Origin of the sequence: Frankia sp. CgMI4 (genome assembly GCF_001756285.1) — a bacterium.
GTDB lineage: Bacteria > Actinomycetota > Actinomycetes > Frankiales > Frankiaceae > Frankia > Frankia casuarinae.
Window position 1 is genome coordinate 1 of the sequence record NZ_MAQZ01000080.1, and the last position, 20,683, is coordinate 20,683.

Genomic DNA, 20,683 nt, shown 5'->3' on the forward strand with positions numbered 1-20,683 from the left:
GTCGGGCGGAGCAGGAACTTGTACGACCGTCTCAACGTGGCACCCCCGTGCGCCACGGCCGCTCGTTCTGCGTATCGATGTACCGGCGGACCGTCTCGGCGGACACCGCGCCGACGGTGGCAACGAAGTACGACCGGGACCAGAGCGTGGGCAGCCGGGAGCGCAGGTGCGCGAACTCGCCGCGTAGCACGTGGGACGTGAAGCCTTTGAGCTGGTTGGCGATGTACGACGGGGCGTGCTTCGGATGAGCTTTCACGAACAGGTGCACGTGGTCGGGCTCGATCTCCAGCGCGACGATCAGCCAGTCATGCTCGGCGCACTTCTCGCGGATCAGCCCGTCAAGCCGGTCTCGGACCGGACCGACGAGGACAGCACGGCGGTACTTCGGGCACCACACGACGTGGTAACCGAGGTCATAGGCGCCACCCGCGCCGACCTGCACCGTCCGKGACATGCCGTTGATTATACCAGCGTGGCCGGTATAACCGTTGCGGTCCGTGCCGGATTCCCCTGTCGCCTGAAGGCGACAGTCCCCTCCGGAGGTCATTGATGGTTGCTCAGACTACCTACTCGCTGCGTCACGCCTGCCTGTCCGGCTGGCTGGCGGCGGGTGTCCCGCCGACGCGGGTCGCTCAGTGGGCGGGCCACACGGTTCAGATGCTGCTGACGATCTACGCCCAGTGCATCGACGGGGACGAGGAGATTTGCCGGGCCCGTATCGCGGCTGCCCTGTCGGCCGACAGCGCATGATCCTTCGGGCACGTCTCAGACACAGACCGCCGCCGGTCACCGCCGCTGATCGCACGTCTTGAAAGGATGCGAAAATGCCCTCCCACCAGCGGAGACACGCCCTCACCAGCAATAAGTTTGCTATCCCAAAAAATCCTCGATCGCTTTATGCATTTCCCAGACCAGGATCTCAGCGGGAGCCGAGGCGCTGACCCGCTGACCGCCGGTTGCGGTGAACCGGACCGCGTCCCCGGCGCGCAGCACACCCGTCCCCTCCAGCGTCACCTCGCCCTGCGTCACGAACAGGTGCAGGTAGGGAGCCTCGGGAAGCGTGACGTCCCGACCAGGGCTGAGCCGGGCGGCGCAYAGGGCCGCGAACCGGTTTCTGATCGTGATCGCGCTCTGCCCGCGGTGCCTGGCCATCCCGGACGCTACCGGTACCAGGCCGCCGCGTAGCAGCTCGTCGTCGATCTCCAGCTGCTCGTAGCCGGGGTCGATGCCCCGACGGTCCGGCGCGACCCACATCTGGACGAAATGCACCGGCTCGTCATGCGGCTCCCCGCCGCCGTCGAGACGCCAGGAGTCGTTCTTCTCCGAGTGCAGGATCCCGCGACCGGCGCTCATCCGCTGCGCGAGTCCCGGGTAGATGACGCCGGAGTGGCCGGTGGAGTCCTGGTGCACGAGCGATCCGCGCAGGACCCAGGTGACGATCTCCATGTCCCGGTGCGGATGGGTCTCGAACCCGGTCCCGGCAGCGACCGTGTCGTCGTTGTTCACCAGCAGCAGACCGTGGTGGGTGTTTGACGGATCGTAGTGATGGCCGAACGAGAAGGAGTGGTGGGAGTCGAGCCAGCCGACGTGCGTCGCCGCTCTGTCGTCMGCCCGGCGAATGTCGATCCGGGGCTGTGGGCGCAGGCCCGCGGAGGAGGGTGCGGCGGAAGACGGGCCCGCGGTAGAAAGGGTGGCGGCCGGTGGGACCGCGGYCGGTGGGGTGGACGACCCAGGGGAGGACGGCGTGGCGCTCATGGTGAACCCTCCTTCACGGTAGGCAGGACAATGCCTGCGCAGTCCAGCGTCGTCGGGGCCACGGACATTCCACGGCCCGCGTYCCGCCCAGGCAGATGACCCGCCGGCTAGAGCAACGGAATCACATAAATAGGCATATAATCTGTCGATTTTGGTGGCCGGATGGTGCGACCATGCGTTCCACGCTGCGGCGGATACCGCTGTCAGATCTTGCTAGCATGTTGCGCATGTCGCGCACGATCACGCTCCGGCTCTCGGACGAGGCCTACGAGGCGGTCAAGCGGTACGCCGAGGCCGAGCACACCTCGATGAACGCCTGGGTCGAGGGCGTGCTTGACGCCGAGGACATACGTCGGCGCTGCGCCGCGCACGGGGCCTGGGTGCGGGCCGACCCGGCGGTGGCCGGCGCGGCCCTCGCCTTCGGGGAGGCCAACCAGCGGGCTCTCGCGGTGTCGGGGCTGCCCAATCTCGCCGACGCCGCCGGGTGAGGCCACCGCGGCGCGGTGAGATCTGGACCGCGGGCATCGGGCCGGCGCCGCAGGCGGTGCTGATCCTCAGCTCCACGGTCTACAACGAGATCGCCGACGAGCCGACCGTGCTGGTCGCCCTGGTCGTGGAGCACGCCACCGACGAGGGGTTCTGCGTCGACCTGGGGGAGGGGCAGTGGGCCGTGATGGGCCTGGTCACGTTCGTGGCCAAGGCCGCCCTGGGTGAATGCCTGCGCCGGGTCGACGCCCAGACGCTCACCACCGCCAACACCATGTTGTTCAAGATCTTGGCCACGCCCGAACGTTGACCTTACGGCAACGGCCCGAACTGGTCGAAGGCGAAAGCAGCGGTGGGGCAAGCGGCGGGTCACTTCCTCGATGCGCTCCAGCCCGGCGTCGGCGTCCGGCTTGGATGTCGGCCGACGTCATCGCCGCCGCGATCAATCCGTTCACGGCTACCATCCCCCAGGCGGAGGCGCAGTCTCCTCCCGGATGATTGCCTTCAGCGTCGCGTGGACGGCGGATGGATCGGTGAGGCGTGCGGCTAGCGTCTCGATCGCGAGTTCGAGGGGAATCGCCGCGGAGAACTTGAGCCCATCGGCAGCCTCGACATCGATGGCCGGAAGAGCGTCAACGAGGTCGTCACGTCGAACATCGAGCATTGTCCGTAGCGCGGCGGAGTTGACGTGCGGGCGAAGCCGCAGCCTGAGATCGCCGACCGGCGCGTCAGCGTCAACCAGCTCGCCGAGCCCCGAGGCGAGGGCCGAATTGGCCGCGAACCCGGCAAATGTCCACCAGATCGGCCGCTTCTCGGGGTCGCGGGTGAGGTAGGTGCGTTCGCCCGGCTCGTCACTGACACTGACACTGACAAAGGAATGCTGCGCGCGGAGCTTGTCCAACGCGTCGGCGGCCCGCCGGGATATCTCGATGCCGGCCGTTTGCCCGGCGAGGACGTCGAGGTGAGCCTGGGCGAGCGGATAGGACATGACCCGGGCCCCGCCGTTCCACCGGGACCAGCCTGGGTAGCGGCTCGGTTMGACCTGGACTCGTCTTCTCCGCCAGTCGACATGATTCACCTTCCAGGCACGACCGCCGAGAAGAACCACCCGCGGTCCGTGCTCCGGTCGAGYCGCGAGCGCGATCGGTGGCAGCTGGCCGAGCAGGCTACGTCCCCACCAGACCTGCACCATCGATTCGCCGGCGAAGGTTGACGTGAGGTCGAGGAAGTAGCGTCGCCCGTATTCCTTCTCCGCCCGCGGGCCGATCGATACCAGCCCGTCGGTGTGCACGACAAACCCGGAGCTGGCCAGATGCGCCAGTACGTCGACCGCGCCCGGAGTCCGGGCAAGCCCGCCGAGCCACTGCCAGACGTCGCGGTCGACGAGGCGGYCTTCCTGCAGGGCCAGTCCGAGGATCTGCTGGGCGACGATGTGACGGGGAAGCACGGGCGGGACGACCGGCTCGACGTATCCGCGTTGCCACAGCAGCGTGATAGCCGCCGCGAGCCACAGAGAGTTCTGCGACGTTGCCAGGAACAGCGTGTTGCGTCGGGTCCCGGGGCGCCGCCCGGTCCGCCCGAGGCGTTGCAGGAAGGAGATCACCGTGGCGGGGGCGCCGATCTGGATGACGCGGTCCAGGTCACCGACGTCGATCCCCAGCTCCAAGGTGGAAGTGGCGACGATGACGCAGTTGGTGGATGTCGCGAAGGCGGCCTCGGCCTGCCGCCGGTCATCCCGTGACAGGGACGAGTGGGATACATACGTCCGTACCCCGAGGTCACGCAGCGCAACCGTCAACTCCTCGACCTGGCTGCGGGAATCGCAGAAGACCAGCCTCTTCATCCCCTGATGAAGGCGGGCGACCACGAGGGCGGCGTTACGCAGGGAGCCCACGTAGTCGATCCCGACCTCCGTGGTGGCTGTCGCGTCCGTGGTGGCCGTCACGTCCGTGGTGGCCGTCACGTCCGTGGTGGCCGTCACGTCACTCGGCCGGACGACCGCGCGCGGCCGGGCGGATCCGTCCGCGAGCCAGTCGAGCAGTACGTCCGGGTTCCCGACAGTTGCGGACAAACCAATCCGCTGTACCGGCCGGTTGGCGAGCCCGCGTAACCGGGCCAACACCCCCAGCAGATGCCAACCGCGGTCGTCACCGGCGAAGGCGTGGACCTCGTCGACGACAACCGTCCGCAGGCCGGCTAAGAGCCATCGATGATCGACGCGCGCGGAGACGAGCATCGCCTCGATCGACTCCGGGGTGGTCAGCAGAAGATCCGGCGGATCCACGGCCAGCCGCCCGCGCACCGAGTCGGCGACATCTCCATGCCAGACGGCGGCCCGCCGGCCGAGCCATTCGCACATCGCGGCCAGCCGCGGTTCGAGGTTGTTCAGCAACGCCCGCAGCGGACACACATACAGCACCGACAGCCCGCGCCATTTCTCCCCGRCCATCCGGGACAGCAGGGGCAGCGCCACCGCCTCGGTTTTCCCACCGGCGGTCGGTGCCAGCAGCAGCACGTCATGCCCGTCGAGGACCGGACGTATCGCCGCCTCCTGCAACGGGCGCAGGGCAGGCCACCGCAGACTGTTGACGACGTGATACTGGACGGCCGGGTCGAGGGCGGCGAAGCCCGGGGCCCCGGAAGCCCCCGGGGCCCCGGAAGCCCCCGGGGCCCCGGAAGCCCCCGAGGCCCCGGAAGCCCCGGAAGCCCCCGAGGCCCCGGACGTCCGGGAGATCACAGCGGTAGGTCGATGTCGTCGACCGATGCCGCCGGGGGCGGTTGTGGCGGGCTGGGCATCGCCGCACGTTCGGTGTCGGTGAGCTCGGTGGCGGACAGCCGCGGGACGTACGCACGCCGGGGATCGAAGGCGGGATGCTGGTCGACGCGGTCGAGCACATCGACGAGTTTCTTCACGAAGATGCGGGGCGCGACGCCTACTCGCCCGCCGAACTGCCCGACCACGGCCTGCGCGAACTCGGCCAGGTAGCCTTCGTCCACTGCCGTGGCGAACCGCTCCGGATCACCATGGCCGGAGCTGTACAGCTCCCGGATCCGGCCGCCGAGCTCCAGCAGGGAATCCCGGTTGAACCCGGGCAGTCGCAGCTGCACCGCCCGAGGGTTATCGAAAGCTTGATCCGGGAGGAAGTCGACGTGGAGCCGCTGCGCGAGCGGGGCGAGCCGTTGCGCTCCCTGCGGTCCGTCGAAGAACGCGGGAGTGCCGGTGATGACGAGCATCAGCCCGGGGAATCGCCCAGCGTCCACGTCGTCGATGAGCTGGCGCAGCGCGTTGAGCGCCTTGTCACGCATGTCGCCCCGGACCCGCTGCAGCGTCTCGACCTCGTCGAGGACGACCACGAGACCGGCATGGCCGCTGTCGGTGAGCACCGCGAGCAGCCCCTGCAGGAAGCCGAGCGCTCCGTCGTGATCGAGGTCGCCCCGGACACCGCCGGCCCGTTTCACCGCCGCCGCCACGTGCGGTTGCCCGCCCAGCCAAGCGATCAGTCCCTCCGCGGCCGCGGTTTCGCCGGCCGCGGTCGCCCGCCGGTACGCCCGTAGGGCGGCTGAGAAGGACGGCGCGACCCGCCCGACGGCGGCCAGCCGCTGTTCCAGCAACTCGTCGACCCGGCGCGCCAGCTCATTCTCGACGACCTCGCCGCCGGCGAGAACGTCCTCCTCCAGCGCGAAGAACCAGGAATCGACGATGGGACGCAGCGCGCTCGGCGCGAATTCGGCGGTCGCGAGCCGTTCGGCGAGCCGGCGGTAGACCGTTTCGAGCCGGTGCAGCGGGGTCTCGTTCTCGGAGATCGCGATCTCGGCGGTGGCGAACCCCCGGGCCTTGGCCCGCTCGGCGAGCCAGCGGGTGAAGAACGTCTTTCCCGCGCCGTACTCGCCGCGGATCGCCCGGAACGTCGCCTGTCCGCCGGCGAGCCGGTCGAGATCCTCCTCGATCGCCGTGGTGAAGCGGTCAAGACCGACCGCGAGCACATCCAGGCCCTGCCGCGGCACGGTTCCGCGCCGAAGCGCGTCGATCACCTCCCGTCGGCGTTGTTCGGAGATGGTCACGTCAGACCGGCCTGCGTCGCCAGCAACGCGGCGTTCAGCCGCACGGTGTCACCATCGATCCGCAGCACCTCGTAGCCGTCGATGTTCAGCACCCGCTGCGCCGCGGCGAGGTGGCTGGCGATCCGCGCGTCCGGCACGTCGAGCGCGCGGGCGACCGTGGCCCGCGTGGCGGCGCCGCCACGGGCGTCGAGCGCCCGCAGGAGCAGCCCGAGCCGGTCCGCGGGCATGGCCCCGCGACGCATCCGGGCGAGCCGAGCCCGCATCACCTCGGTATCGAGCACGCGATCCACCCACGGTTGCGGCGTCACCTCGGACTCGTCGAACAGACCGAGGTCCGGCTGTGCGGCCGAGCCGGCACGTCCGGCCCGCGTGGTGCCCGTGGCCGGCGTGGTGCCCGTGGCCGGCGTGGTGCCCGTGGCCATCGGCTCCACCCACCAGGGAGGCGCGGCATGGTGCAAGGGAGTCCAACCGGGCAGGTCGAGGTCGACCCGACGCAGCAGCGCCAACGGGATCACGATCTCCTGGGCACTGGCGCCGCCGTGGTAGCCGTTGCGCAGGGCCGTATAACGTAGCCGTTCGTTCCAGGCGGCGACGATCCGGCCGCCGCCCAGCAGCACCCGCGGGCCGATGAGCGTGACCTCGTCCTCGTCGGGCGGGCGCGCCGAGGATCGCCACCGCGCGCCGCCGCTGTCGTCGGAAACCAGCCGGGAGCCGCGTTCATGGACGTGGCCGTGGTCGCTGACCAGCAGGACGGCCCGGCCCGATCCGTCCGCGGTGGCCAGCAGGTCGAGCAGCCGATCGACCGAGCCGGCGGTCCAGGGGGTGCGCCCACCCTTGTCCAGGGTGTCGTCGACGGTGTTCACAACGATGCCGACCACGGGGGCGTCGCCCCTGATCGCGTCCGCGACGCGCGGCTCAAGCACCTCGCCGGCACCGGCCGCGGCGAGGTCGCCCTTGTGGAACAGCGGCCAGYCCCGCTCGGCGAAGGATGCCTTCTCCTGGCTTTGCGTGCCGTCCACGAGCCGCCCGCACAGCAGGCTCGTCCGCGAGGTCCGGGTGACCGACGGCAGGGTGGCCAGCACCGGTCGGGCCGGGGTGAGGGTGTGTTCTACCCAGCCCCGGGTCGACAGGTCGGCGAGYAGCTCCCGCGCCACCCCGGTGGACATCCCGTCCAGTACGRGCAGCAGCAGCCGGCATCGGCCGGCCAGCGGCACCACGATCTGGTCGAGCACGTCCTCCACCGRCAGCAGCTCGCCCAGCGTCGACCCGGTGCGGGTGTGGTCGGCGAGCAGATTCGCGAACCGCCGTTCGTGTTCGCGGCGACGGGCGTCGACCGTCGTGCACAGTGTCCGGTAGGCGGCGGCGACCACCTGATCGACGTCGCCCTCCCACACCCGCGCCCGGGCCAGGTCGACCCATGCGTCCTGGTCCTGCTGCCGACGGGACGCCTCGGCAAGGCTCGGCGCCGGTGGTCGGGCGGACGCGGCCTCCTGGGCCAGCCAGCGCAGCAGCCGAACGGCCATCTCGGCGCGACTCACCCGCTCGGCATGGTCGGCGGCCAGCGCGTGCGCGTTCAGCCGCGCCACCTCATGTTCGACCGGCCCCAGATCCTCGGCGCGTGGCCGCCGCTTGCGCAGCACCGCGGCGACCTGCGAGCCAATGTGCCGCAGGCGCTGGGTGAGACCGGATTCGAGGACGGCGCTGGGATAAGACAGCTCAGCGGCGCCCTGCCCGGCCAGGATCTCCTCGGCGCGTCGCAGGATTCCGCCAGCCACGGCCCGCCCCTCCTGGCCGAGCAGCCGCTGAACCAGCCCTTCAGCCGCGCGTCCCCATTCCGCGGCGACGGACGGGGCGAGAGCGCCGTCGACCACCCGCGTCTCCAGCATGGTGCGCGGCACCTGCGCCGTGTCCCGGACCTCGGGATGGCTGAGAGCCGCGAGCACCAGTCCGACGGCGACGGCGTCGGGACCGTAGGGCCCGGCGAAGCACCGGAGAACGGCGGCCACCACGTCGCCTCGACCGCCGCGGCCGGCAAGCCATCCGCTCATGCCGGTACGCACCGCCGGGTCCAACGCGCGCCACCGCGCGAGGTGTTCGGCGTCGAGGCTCCATCGCAGCAGGCCCGCGAGGTCGAGGTCGAGCGGGGTGAGYCCGGCCTGGGTCTCGGCGAGTGTGGCCAATGCCGTGGCCCGGTCCAGGTAGCCGTTGCGCGCGGCGGGATACCCGTCCGGCGGGGGGGTGGCGAGCAGCGCGTTCACCGCCCACTGCTCGTCGACGAGGGCCGGATCGATGCCGTGTGCCCGAAACAGGCTGGTGAGCTGCTGCCAGCGATCAAGCGGCAGGATCTTCTGACCGGCGAGCYGGGCAGTGATGCTCGTCCCCAGCTCGCCGGTTTCGTACTCGGTGAGCAGGACGAGTACCTCCCCGGCAGGAAGATCGTCGACCTGTTGCAGCTCGTCGCGGATCGCGAGGGTGGACACGCATGGCCGGACCACCACGCCGCGGCCACCGGGCAGTTCCAGGCGTTCGTCGTGCGGCCACACCGGCGCCGCGGCCAGGGCGACGACGCGTGCCTTCTCGTCTCGGCGGAGCACCTCGGCCACCTTCGCCCGGACCAGGACCGGCGCGGCTACCACGGTCACCGCACGGCCTGCCAGGTGACTTTGATCCGCCAGCCCTGGGCGGTGAGCGCCGCGAGCGTGGACGTGAACTCGGCAACCGAGTCCTGATCGACCTCGCGGGCGCCGCTGGTTGCCACGCCGCCCGGTGCCGCCACGCCCGGTGCCGCCACGCCCGGCGGGTTGATGGTGCCGGTTCTGCTCGCTGGGCGGGAGACCCGTCGGCTCCATTCCAGCAGCAACCCGCGAGCCTTCCTGTCCGCCTTGGTGAGCGCCGGCTGGAGGTGCTGGACGTACTCGTTGGCCGCCCAGACCGCGGCGAGCTCGGTCACCAACGCGGCTGCCTCCGCGCCCCGCGGATGCTCGGGTCCCCAGTCGGCCACGGTGGTGAAGATGTTCCAGTCCACCTCCCGGATGGCCGCGTCGAGATCGGCGGCGGTGGTCAGGCTCCGACCGGTGTGCAGCGGGACCGCGGGGAGGTCGAAGGCGGCGAGCCGCTCGACCAGGGCCAGATTGTCGGTGATGGTCGCCRGGTCCGCACAGAGACGCAGCGCGCCCTGGGCGATCCGGACTCGTTCCGTCGCCGGGTCGGTGCCGTCCCGGAGCACGGTCGGTCCTCGGCGGATGAGGGCCGCGTGCAGCGCGCGAACCTTCGGAAGCCGGTCCGCGACGGCTGATCGTACCCGAGTGGCCAGCAAGGCGACGTTGCGCGCGGTACACAGTTCGGTGATGTCAGTGATCAGGAAGAGGGCGTGCGCCCGGCCGCGGGCCTCCTCCCAGGTGTCCCGATCGGGTAGCGGCTCGGCGACAACGCGCGCGTCCGCGGGCAGCGGGCGCGGGATGCTCACGTCGAGCGGCCGGCCGTGGAGGATGYCGCGGTTGGTCTGCTCGGCGAAGACCAGCACAACAAGGTCCGCGATCTCCTGGGGCAGACCCATCCGCTTCGGCTCGTCCAGCCAGGCACGCAGGTCTCCGACCGTGACCGGCCGGCCCGCCGCCTCGGCCTCGATGATCTTTCGGCCGAGGTGCCGTTCCCAGTGGTGGCCGAGGACGAAGTACTGGTCGCTCTGCTCGCCGAGCCCCAGCGGGTTGGCCACCTTCCGCATGACGGGCCGCTCGCTGGATTCGACCATGATCCGGTGCTCGGGATGTTCGATGGCCCGGCGCACCTGGGCGTGCACTTTTGCCAGGTCACCCGGGCGCACCTCGCCGTCGAAGTGGGGGTGGGCCGGGAACTCCCAGCTCAGTGCCTGGTCGAGCAGGTTTTCGAAGGCGGGGCGCAGGGCKGCACCGGCGGGGACCCGGGGCGTGAATCCCGGTTCGAGGCTGACGAACATGTCGATCCCGCCGTGCGCGGGATCGACGACCGTCTCGTCCGGGGTGACGAGGCCATAGGCTTGCAGCAGCGCGTTCGTCAGTTGGCTGCGCAGCTGGTCGAGCTGCGCGGTCAACTGCTGGTGGGCGATAGCCCGGTCATTGTCGGACAGGTGCCCGGCGAGTTGGTCGAAGCTCGGCCCGACGGCGTATTCCAGCCGCAGGTAGCGGCCCAGGCTCCATTGGGTGTGTGCGGTGAAGTGCCGCGGGACCCAGCAGAGGGTGCGCGCTGGGAGCGCGTCCCGCAGCCGCGAGACCCGGTCGAGGGCCTCGGCCGGGGAGTGGTCGTCCGGATCGAAGGGGACGTCGAGGGCGAGCCGCCAGCCGTTGTGGGTGGGCGTGAACATGCTGTCGCCCACGTCACCGGGGTCGCGAAGATAGCCGTAGATGAGCTCGACGTTGCGTTTGGTGCCGCGCCAGGTGGCGGTGACGATCGTCGCGCGGTCGATACCCTCCGGTTTCGTGGCGCCGAGCGCGTCGAACAGCAGCGTTCGCACGGTCAGCCGGCGGTCGCCGGGCGAGTCGGCCCCCTTGGCGTTCTCCAGAATGCCCTCGATGTCGACGCCTTCGAGCCGCACCGACAGGAGCGGGCTTGCGTCGTCCCCGCTGACCTGCACCGCGCCGAGCCGGGCCGCCCATTTGCGGACGACCTGGGTGACCGCGCCCGTCTCCTGACCCGGCACCATCGACCGGATGTACCCGTGGTTGAGGGCCACGATCCGGCGGGCGGTGAGATCCCGCATCGACGGGACCTCGGGGAGCAGGGCGGCGAGCACCAGGGTCTTGGCGATCCGGTCGTCCATGTACACGGCGTGTTTCGGGGCCACCCCGGTGACGGTTTCCTCGGTCAGCCCGTGGCTTTCCAGGATGAGCCGACGGATCTCGCCGTAGACCTTCTGCGCGTTGCGCCACAGCCCGCCGAGCTCGCCGCTGATCGGCGACGCATCCGTGATGAGCGCGTCGAACAGGTCGGAGACGGGGACGAGCTGGCCGAGCTGCAGGGTGTCCCGCTGGTCAACGAGTAGCTGCTGCATGACCCGCAGCGCGGTCCGCTCCCGCTGGAGGAACCCGGACAGCGCGACGAGCGTCTCGACGAATGCCGGGCTGAACGGATAGGTCAGCCGGAACGCGGCCCGGTCGGCGTGGGCGGTCATCAGCGCGGCCCGGATGTCCGCTCGGACCCGGTCCATCGCGGCGAACGAGGTGTCGATCTGTGCCCGGGTGGCATCGCTGCGCGGCCGCAGGACCCGCTTCGACATGATGAGCGGCAGGTTGTTGTCGGAGAGCTTGATCGAGCCGAACCGACCCTCCCACCACTTGAGACTGTCGGCGAAGGCAAGATGTTCGGTGCCGGGCAGGTTGGTGCCGACGAGCTCGCGCAGGTCCCGCTGGCGGGCGACGAAACTGATGATCGGCACCGGTCGGTCGGCGTTGGCCGCCTCGACGAGCTTGGCGACCTTGGGAGCCTCGTTCGCCACCCAGGCGTGATCGGCCATCCTGGTGGCGAACCACAGGATGAGCTCGTCGAGGAAGAGGATCAGCCCGTCGTAGCCGAGGCCGGCGGCATGCTGGCTGATCGCGGCCAGGCCGTCGTCGATGTTGACGTAGCCGGTGGCGGCGCCCCGGGCGAGCTCGGCGAACCCGACCAGCGCCTTCTCCAGGGTGCCGACCAGGTCGCGGCGCTCCTGCGCGGCGGGAGCGGCGGTCAGTGCCTGCTCGAACCGGTCGGCGTCCCAGGCCCCGTGGTTCAACGTGCCCCAGCGCGGGTCGGCAGCCGAGCTCCGGTCGCCGCCGCCGAGCAGGCCGAAGAACGCCTGGTCGCCGAGTTGGCCGCGCAACGCCACCGCGGTGTCGAGCAGCGGCTTGTCGATGAGGACGGCGGGCAGCGGCGCGTCCGGGTGCAGCGCGCGGACGTGCGCCAGGTAGCCGCCGAGGACCGCCTCCTCCAGCGACGTCTTGCCGACGAGGTGATACGGCACGACGAGGAACTGCTTRCCGATGACGTCACCGTCGAATGCGGTGATGACAGGGGCGAGCTCGCCGATCGCCCGGGCCCCGGGGTGGTTCCGCGCCAGCGCGCCGAGCACAGCCATGAAGTGGCTCTTGCCGGACCCGAACGAGCCGTCGAGGTAGGCGGCCTTGCTACTGCCGTCGGTGAGCGCGCTCTTGATCAGACCCAGCGCCTCCCCGAACCGGATGGCCAGCTCGGGGGTGACGACATACTCGCGCAGGGTGCGATCGATCTGGGTCACGCCGCGGGACAGGTCGAGGACGAAGTCCCCCGGGTACACGGCCTCGGGGATGTCGAGGAGTTCCGAGATCAGGGTCATGACCGGGCCGCCTTCGCCGGAGTCGTGGCGGGCTTATTCGCCGGCTTCTTCACCGGMTTCTTCACCGTGGTTCTCGTCTTCCTGGCCGCGGGGAGCCAGCCGGTGAGATCGTCACGGGTCAGCCCGAGCTGGCGCACCTGCTCGTCGAGGAAGCCGGTGTAGGCGTCCGCGGGCCGAATACCGAACTCCGGGTCCAGTTCCGAATGCCATTGCGCGACCCACGGCAGGAGTTCCAGCAGCCCGGCGAGCAACGGCTTGGTTTTCTCGGCGTCCCAGGCGTCGACCTCGCGCCGATCGGCGATATAGGTGGCCAGCGCCTGCGCCTGCTGGAGATGATCCCAGCCGGCCCAGCCCAGCAGCAGGGTCCCGTCCCGGGAAGCATCCGGGTACGAGATGAACCGCTCCTTGGGCACGTCCAGCTTCCCGCGGCTGCGCCAGTAGGACGTCTCGCGGAAGTCGGTCTGTTTGTACTTCGGCGGCACCTTGATGTCGATGATTTTACGCGGTGGGGCCGGTGGCAGCGGCTCGTCGGACTCCTTACGCCGCTCCTCCTCGGCCCGGATCCGCTCGTCCTCGGCATCCTGCTCCCGCTGGAGATCCCAGGTGCGTTCCCACTGCGCCCGGACCCGCAGCCCCATGTCGGTGTACCGCCAGGCGGCGAGGAACGGTACATGCTCGTCGCGCACGAGATCGGCGACCACGTCACCAAGAGCGGTGTCGCGGGCGTAGAGCCTGGCGACGGCGGTGAACTCGGCGTCGGTCCGCAGCTCGTCGGCGAGCTGGGCGACGGTGCGCGGGGTCGGTTCCGGTCGGTGCCACAGTTCGCGGGCCTCCAGCCGGTCGAGCAGCCAGTCGCGCAACGCCTCGGCCTCCATCTCCGCCCACGGCCGGCTCGCCCAGCGCCGCTTGCATTCCGGCCGCTCGATGAGGTGAAGGTACGGATCATCGTCGATCTTCGCCAGCCGCCGCTCGACGAGGGCCCGGTAGTCCTGCGGCCAGTGCGCGGGCAGCTGGATGATCGGCGTCGAGCGGTGCCGGGTGAACCATTCCGTCTCGGTCTCGCCGGCATCGTGCTGCCGCGCCAGCACGATCTCGAACGCCCGTTCGCCAAGCGCCAGCGGCGGCTTCGTCACACTCGAACCGATCAACCCGTCCGCGTCGTCGCCGAGCAGCCCGTAGAGACCGTAGACCTCCCAGTCCAGCTCCTCCTGCGCCGAGATCATCTCCGCCCGGATCCGCTCCCACTCCGCCCGCGCGTGCACGAGTGCCTCCCGGGTCGGAACAGCGTCCCTGGCCACCGCGGCCGGCGCGACCCGCTGGAGCTCCTGAGCCAACCCGTCCAGCCGCGTCGCCAACACCAGTGGCGCCCCGTCCGGCAGCGGAAACTCCTTCAGCTTGGTCCCGGTGAACTCGTAGCGGTTCTCCCATGCCTCGTCCTGGATACCGCGTCCGATCCCACTCCCGGACTTCGGCTGGCTCACCTGCTTGAGCCAGAAGYACGCCGCCGACGAGTTCAGCACCCCGACCAGCCGCAGATGTTTCTCCTCCGTGGCTCCCTCGGGCAGCTTGAGAACGGTTGCGGTACGATTGAATATCTTGCCGCCTCGGTCGAGTGTGAAGTGGTTGTGGGTCGAGAYGAACGGAAAGGCGATCGCCAGCGGGGTGTGCAGTCGGTTTGCATATATTTCTAAATATGCATACCATGGTCGATCGTTTTCGGCAAGACTTCTACCGAATATTGTGCGAGCAGACAGGATTGTTCGGTTTGGCCAGAGGAGATTTTGTACAACTTCCTGATCTTTTAAAAGGGGGATTCCTTTGGTTATGTCGGCATACGGATTAATTGCAATGGGAGGTTGTTCGATCGTGTAGTCACGTACTAGCTCGCCGAAAACATGGGGGACCATGTTGTCCTGAAACCTGGTCACCGCCGGAGAACTATGGGCAAGTATCCAAGCGTCATCTTCGCCGAGCTGGACGGTGCGTCCGATGTCAACTCCGAGATTATGTAGACGCGCGCTGGTTGTGTCTATCTGAGCTTGCAACTGAGCCGCTCCACCGCCAGCGAGTGACCAGGGATGCCTCGCAAGATCTATCCGCTTGATTCCGAGGGTGCTGATATACGCATCCGTGTGGTCAGCATTCGCGAAGTTCTCTACTATTCGTGTCCACACGAGGCCTTTGGCCGGGTCGGYCGGTGCGCTGGGCTCGCCCCTGACACCGAGTGCTGCCCGGACCTGTGCGCCGATGGGGCGGCGGTGGCGGCCGAAGATGAGGACGGTCGGGGTTCCGTGGCCGGGGATGTAGGCGCCGCTGGTGTCGACGAGCAGGGTGAGGTCGACGCTCGGGAAGAACTCCTCGATGAGTTTCTTGCCGAACTCGCGCTTCATGAAGGAGTTCGCGGTGATCTGGCCGGTGAAGCCGCCGTTGACCGCGAGTCGGAAGAACCGCTGCGCGAACGGCACGCTGAGCGCGTACTGGCGATGGCATGCGCTCCAGCGCACCCGATAGGCGTTGCTGGGGGCCCGGTCCTTGACCGTGATGTACGGCGGGTTGCCGACAACCGCGTGGTAGCGGGCTTCCAGGATCTCCTTCAGCTCGCGAGCGTCCTCGTACTCGTAGGTGAACTCACCCTCACCGGTGGAACCCGTCAGGGCGTGGGTGGCGACGCCGTCGAGTTCGTCCTGCTGATCCTCGGTGCCCCACAGCAGGGAGTCACCGATGGCGATGCGGATGCGCCAGACGGGGGCGTCGACGAGCCGGGTGATCCCGCAGACGGCCRGTGCGGCGATGACGAGGCGGAACCGGGCGATCGCCGCCGCGAACGGGTTGATGTCGACACCGTGGACCTGGCCGAGTACGCGCTCCACGTGGACCTTGACGTCAATCCCATGTTCCTGCTTCTGCCACCGGTCGAGCAGGAGGTCGAAGGCGCCGAGCAGGAAGTGCCCGGAGCCRCAGGCCGGGTCGATCATCCGAACCTCGGCGAGGCCGAACTCGTCGATCGCCGGGGCAAGGGTCCGGCCGAGGATGAACTCCTCGACGAACTCGGGGGTCTGGAGCAGCGCGTAGTCCTTACGTGCCTGTTCGGAAAGATCCTGGTACAGATCGCCGAGGAAGCGGGTGGAGGACGCCGGATCGGAGAAGTCGTGGACGAGAGCGCCGGTTTCCGGGTCGATCCGCCGCCAGAACTCCAGCAGGCCGGTCGCCGCGTCCGGTGAGATGTCCACCAGGTGCAGCGGGTTGTGCCGGTTGACCAGATCCCGGGTTGCGTCGTACRCCTCCAGCCGGGCGACCGCCGCCCGCAGGTAGTCCAGGTCGGAGTCATTCTTGTGGTCCTCCGCCTGGAAGTAGAAAGTCTGCCATTCCCGGGCCTCGGCCACCCCGTCGACCCGTTCCCTGGCCTCGCCTGTCTCGTCGGCCTCCTGCTCGGGGCGGACCGGGCCGGCCAGCATCGGACGTCCCAGCAGCGTGTTGTCCTCGCAGAATCGGGTGAACACGCAGGCCAGCACCCAACCGACCGCCACCTGGGTGAGCTGCTGGTCGAGCCACGTCTCGTAGCCGACGCCGGTGCGACAGCCGGTCTTCGCCTCCTGGTACCGCTTGTGCAGCCGATCGTCGACGTCCCGGTCCGACCGGGCCCGCGCGCGCAGGTCCGCCTCCAGGCCGCGGACCTGCCGCTGGAGATCGGCCAACAGGCGTCTCGCCTCGATCACGCTGCTCCTCCCTCAGCGCCGTCGGCGAGCCGAGACTCGTGCCGGACAATCCACTCCTCGGACAGCGCCAGGCCCTGGTTGCCGAACTGGGGCACGGGAGCGCCACCATCCAACAACGGTTGTTTGTCCACGTCGGCCCAGGGTACGAGCAGCCACACCGTACGCACCGGTGATGTCTCGGTCGCCATCCGCACCGATGCGCGCAGCTCATCCAGTACCACCAGCGCCGGATCGTACCGGGCGACCACCCCCGCATTCGTGATCAGCACCGCCGGCCCCGCGGCCTCGATCGAGGCCCGCACACCGGCGAGCCCGGCCTGCGCGACCCTTGAGAGGTTGGCCCAGTCGCGCGACGATCGGTCGGCGGCGTCGGCCGCCAGGACGATCGACCACTGCACCCGGTGCTGGGCGCAGAACTCCCGCATCCCCGCGAGCAGGGCTTGTTCCGCGTCGACAACGGTGACATCCTGCGCGGCCAGGCAGCGTTCGGCCCGGGCGAGTCGCCGCGGCGGCACCGACAGCACCAGCCAGCCGCCGTCCACCAGCGAACGGGTGAGCCGGTCATCCGCGGCCAGCACCTCGTCGRAGACCCGGCGCCATCCCATTGTCGTCCAGGCGGCGCCCGCGCCGGTGCTCCAGCGCGGCCTGGTTCCACGGGAGGTGACCAGGGAGGTGAGCCCGGTCACCTCGATGCGGCGGGTCACGTACCGCTTTTTCTCGTCGTCCCAGCACAGCGGCACCCCGGCCGCGTCGAGCAGGGCGTCCAGCTCGGGACGGCCGGGCAGCGCGCCCGCGTGCGGGAACCGCACGATGATCCGCTCGGCCACCTGCTCGGGGGTCAGCTCCGTGCGGCCGTACAGCGCCCCGGCGGCCAGCCGCAGCGCCCGTCCCGCGTCGAGGCCTCGCGGGTAGACCTCCAGGCGCGGCGTCACCGCGGCGTTCTCGGAGGCGATCATGGCGACGTCGAGGAGCCGTTCGGGGAAGATCAGGGAGGGGTCGGTGTCGCCGGGGGCGCGGACGGCGCGCAACGTCTCGATGACCCGAGCCGGAGCCGGCAGCGGGTCCGCGCCGGCGAGGTCGTCGGCCGCGCCGCCGAGCCGGGAGGCCCAGTCCAACCGATCGGCGGTGGAGGGCCCGTCCCCGGCGCGCGCGGGGCCGGCTGCGACGAGGATGCCGTTGGGCTCTCGGCTGTACACCAGCCGTGGATCGCCACCCATCTCGGAACCGCCGGAGGCGTCGTGGGTGGTGTCGTGGGTGGTGTCGTCGCGGGGGGAGTCGTCGGCCAGCTCGGCATCGATCGCCGCGCGTACGACGGCCTCGGCGAGCCGGGAGCGCAGCGGTTCCTCCACCGTGCTGCCCYGAAAGTCGAGCAGGGCCGCCGCGCAGTGCCGGGCGGAGGCGACCCCACCGACCGACTCGACGACCTTGACGATGGTGTCCCGCAACTCTCGCATCCCGTCGAGGGCCAGCCAATGCCGCTCGAACCTGGCTACCGCCTGCCGGACGGTACGTTGCTCGCGGTCAAGGGCCTTGGCCGCGTCGCGCACGCTCGTCCATGCGTTGCCGCCCTGCTCGCCGAGGCCGAGCAGGGCTTCGGCGACGGCCCGGTCGGTCGCGCGGGGGATGAGCCCGGCGGCGACGCGGTCGAGGAGCGTCGGCTCGGTGGGCCGCTCGGCCGGGGAGGAGGTGACCTGGCCGGCCAGCCGGTCCAGGTCCGCACGCAACTGCTGGCGGGTCTTCGTACCGATGCCGGGCAGCCAGACGACCTGGGCGGGCGACAGGTCGAGCGCGCCGCCCACCGTATCGATCGACAGCCGTTCGAACACCGACAGCACCGGGCGGGACAGACCGGCGGCGCCGATGGGCGTGTCCCGGCTGATGCGCGCGGAGGGCGGCTGCGGGACCACGCTGGCCGGTTCGGCCAGGATCGCGTTCCAGGCGCGGCGCATGTCCTCCGCGGTGTCGAAGCGCTGTCTGACGTCCCGGTGCAGCGCTCGGCGGAAGAACTCGGTGAGACCGGTCGCGTACGACCGGTCGAACAGCTCGGGTTCGATCGCCACGTCGGCGTCGACGAAACTCGGATGCCCGCCATGGGTTCCGTACTCGGGCCGGCGTGCGGTCGCCATCTCGTAGAGCGTCACCGCCGCGGCGTATCGCTCGGCAGCCTGATCCCATCGGCGGCGCTCGCCGCGGCCGAGGAACGGGTCGAGGTACGGGCGGGTGCCGGCTTCGATGGCCTCCAACGGCTCCTTCGCCAGGGAGAAGTCGAACAGGACGAGCTGCCGCTTCTTGCCCCTGCCGCCACGTTCGGCGACGCCGAGGTTGTCCGGCTTGATGTCGCGATGCGCCAGCCCGGCCCGCTGTAGGTGCTGGACGATCTCCAGCAGGTCGTCGCCCCACCCCTGGAGCCATTCCGGTTGTAGTCGGCCTCGCTCGCGCAGCTCCTGGGCGAGGGTGCGTTCCCCGGCTGAAGTGATCAACAGGGCCCGGCGTGGGCCGACGTCGATCACGCCGTCGCTCAGCAGCTGCACGACACCGGGATGCTCGCTGAGGGTGCGCAGCGTCTCGGCCTCGGCGACCAACCGCGGATCCCTGTCTCGGTCCAACGACACCTTGAGAACCGCGCGCCCGCCGTCCCGCTCGACGAGCAGAGCGAGCGCCGTCGAGCCGCGGCCCAGCCGGCCGAGGACCGAAAATCCGCCCTCCAGTTCGGCGCCGGCCTCGGCCTCCAGGGGATCAACGACAACCGGTGCCTCCTCCGCGATGGCGGCCAGCCGTTCCCGAACCAGGTCGAGATCGAGCAGGAACGCGGCCATGTCCCGGGTGCGTTGCTCCGGGTCGGCCTCGGTCGCCCGGGCGACGAGCTCGTTGAGCTCCTCGGAGACGGCATCAACCTGTTCGGCGAGTAACAGTCGGTTGTGTTCGGACAGACGTCGGCTGAGCTCCCCGGATGAGGCCGCGGGGGGTTTCCCGGTGAAGATCCGGTAGGCGATGGCGCCGACCCCGAAGACGTCGAGGGTGACCCCCTTCGCCGTGCCCCAGCTCCACTCGGGTGCGAAGTAGGCCGCGGCGGCGTCGTCGGCCAGTTCGACGTAGCCCCCCGTCGACGTGGCCGGGCCGGTGGTGCTCGGTATCCCTGACGTCGATTCGGAGCCGCGGGAGGCCGTCTGCCAGTCCGTGATCTGGAGGGCGAAGCGGTCGGACCGGCGCCGAACCCAGACGCATCGCGGGCTCARGCCCCGGTGCGTCAGCACCCGCCGGTGGGCGTACGCCATGGTCTCGGCAAGGACGCGCAGCAGTGCCAACCGATCGTCGAAGGACAGCTCGCGTTCGTGTTCTTGGAGGAAATGGTCCAGCCGGATCAGCTCGGGATCGTGGGGAAAGACGAGCGCGGGGCCCAGATCGTGCTCGACGAAGTCGATCGGCGCCGCGATCCCCGGATAGTCGATGCCGCGTAGTGCGAGGTACTCCCGCTCGGCGGCCCGCACGAGCTGGTCACGCTGGTGCACCGACTCCACACCACTGGCCAGATAGATCCGCACCCGCCGCGGCCGGTCGTCGGGAAACCGCTGGTTGCGGGCGAGGAAGTCCTGCCAGCCGACGCCCTCCTGGAAGGCGGGCAGCTCCAGGCGAAGGCTGCCGACGGTCCGCGCCCGCTGGGACGGGCGGATTCCGGCCTGGTCGACGGCCCGGGCCAGGGCATTACTGAGCTCGCCGTCCACCCGGCCGGGCTGCCGCGCGAAGTCCAGGAAACTCGGCAGCTGGGTCTGGTCATGCCGTCCGAAGACGTGCGCCCGGCCTTCTGGGACAAGGCGGATCTCCAGCCGCGCGTCGCTCAGGAATACCGCGCCCTCCACCCATGGCACCCGTCGGCCCCGCATCGCCGGCCGGGAAACCAGCAGCGACTTCAGTTTGCGGGCCTTGCGGTTTGCTCCGATGACGGGGTTGTCGACCGGGGCGCGGTGGCTCTGACGCCAGGTGCCCGCGTCTCCCACGAGGACACCRGACCAGGACTTGATCTCCAGCACGACGATGCCCGCCGGCAGGACGAGAAGCAGGTCGACCTCGTTGACGGAACCGTCGGACCCGAGAAACTCGGCGTTCGCCCAAGCCCGGTAGGGATCCCCGKTTGGTAGCTGCRCCTTGAGATAGGACAGGGCCGCACGCTCCCAGGCGTACTCGGACGGTGTGCACTGCGTCCAGCGCTCATCGTCCAATGGGCCCTCCCCCGATGCGCGGCCGGGCCCGGAACCGGACCGGCACAGTCCAAAGATCTTGAATCGTATCTCTGTGGCTGCAGGTGCTTGCAACCAGTGCTGTGGGTAGGCCGTCCCGCGATGGG

General features: G+C 69.9%; 11 protein-coding genes. 3 read left to right on the forward strand and 8 right to left on the reverse strand.

From position 1 onward, the window contains the following. Window positions 1-31: 31 nt before the first annotated feature. Window positions 32-454 carry an IS200/IS605 family transposase gene (gene tnpA / locus Manayef4_RS13835; RefSeq protein ID WP_011437650.1) on the reverse strand — a complete coding sequence of 141 codons (423 nt, stop codon included), beginning with the start codon at window positions 452-454 and terminating at the stop codon, window positions 32-34. Window positions 455-549: 95 nt separating this feature from the next. Here tnpA and Manayef4_RS13840 point away from each other — a divergent pair, with 95 nt between their 5' ends. Next, window positions 550-750: an integrase gene (locus Manayef4_RS13840; RefSeq protein ID WP_011437347.1), complete on the forward strand. Its 201-nt coding sequence runs from the start codon at window positions 550-552 to the stop codon at window positions 748-750. A gap of 120 nt (window positions 751-870) precedes the next feature. Here Manayef4_RS13840 and Manayef4_RS13845 read toward each other — a convergent pair whose 3' ends face one another. After that, window positions 871-1,755 (reverse strand): pirin-like bicupin family protein, encoded by an 885-nt coding sequence (locus Manayef4_RS13845; protein ID WP_254665647.1) that lies wholly within the window; start codon window positions 1,753-1,755, stop codon window positions 871-873. A gap of 227 nt (window positions 1,756-1,982) precedes the next feature. Between Manayef4_RS13845 and Manayef4_RS13850 the strand changes: the two genes are divergently transcribed. Then, window positions 1,983-2,243, forward strand: coding sequence for a toxin-antitoxin system HicB family antitoxin (locus Manayef4_RS13850; protein WP_070131877.1), 261 nt, complete (start codon window positions 1,983-1,985; stop codon window positions 2,241-2,243). After that, window positions 2,240-2,551: a MazF family transcriptional regulator gene (locus Manayef4_RS13855; RefSeq protein WP_011437344.1), complete on the forward strand. Its 312-nt coding sequence runs from the start codon at window positions 2,240-2,242 to the stop codon at window positions 2,549-2,551. The genes Manayef4_RS13850 and Manayef4_RS13855 overlap by 4 nt, the downstream gene beginning before the upstream one ends. Before the next feature lie 147 nt (window positions 2,552-2,698). On the opposite strand, the gene Manayef4_RS13860 is transcribed toward Manayef4_RS13855, so the two are convergent. The 6 genes from Manayef4_RS13860 to pglW are packed head-to-tail and all read right to left on the reverse strand — an operon-like array spanning window position 2,699 to window position 20,558. Then, complete coding sequence (locus tag Manayef4_RS13860) at window positions 2,699-4,978, reverse strand: DEAD/DEAH box helicase (protein WP_254665648.1); 2,280 nt, start codon at window positions 4,976-4,978, stop codon at window positions 2,699-2,701. Continuing rightward, the gene (gene brxD / locus Manayef4_RS13865; RefSeq protein ID WP_023841470.1) at window positions 4,975-6,303 is read right to left on the reverse strand and encodes a BREX system ATP-binding protein BrxD; all 1,329 of its coding nucleotides are present in this window, start codon (window positions 6,301-6,303) and stop codon (window positions 4,975-4,977) included. The genes Manayef4_RS13860 and brxD overlap by 4 nt, the downstream gene beginning before the upstream one ends. Next, entirely contained in the window at window positions 6,300-8,945 is a 2,646-nt protein-coding gene (gene pglZ / locus Manayef4_RS13870) for a BREX-2 system phosphatase PglZ (protein WP_070131878.1), read from the reverse strand. The genes brxD and pglZ overlap by 4 nt, the downstream gene beginning before the upstream one ends. After that, entirely contained in the window at window positions 8,942-12,625 is a 3,684-nt protein-coding gene (locus Manayef4_RS25020; protein WP_070131879.1) for a hypothetical protein, read from the reverse strand. Before Manayef4_RS25020 ends, pglZ begins: the two co-directional genes overlap by 4 nt. After that, entirely contained in the window at window positions 12,622-16,341 is a 3,720-nt protein-coding gene (gene pglX, locus Manayef4_RS13880) for a BREX-2 system adenine-specific DNA-methyltransferase PglX (RefSeq protein WP_070131880.1), read from the reverse strand. Before pglX ends, Manayef4_RS25020 begins: the two co-directional genes overlap by 4 nt. Continuing rightward, window positions 16,338-20,558 carry a BREX system serine/threonine kinase PglW gene (pglW, locus tag Manayef4_RS13885; protein ID WP_070131881.1) on the reverse strand — a complete coding sequence of 1,407 codons (4,221 nt, stop codon included), beginning with the start codon at window positions 20,556-20,558 and terminating at the stop codon, window positions 16,338-16,340. The genes pglX and pglW overlap by 4 nt, the downstream gene beginning before the upstream one ends. Window positions 20,559-20,683: the final 125 nt, after the last annotated feature.

Bases quoted from the DNA above. Each gene is read 5' to 3' on its own strand.
- Manayef4_RS13850 (WP_070131877.1), top strand. From the start codon at position 1,983: ATGTCGCGCACGATCACGCTCCGGCTCTCGGACGAGGCCTACGAGGCG.
- Manayef4_RS13840 (WP_011437347.1), top strand. From the start codon at position 550: ATGGTTGCTCAGACTACCTACTCGCTGCGTCACGCCTGCCTGTCCGGC.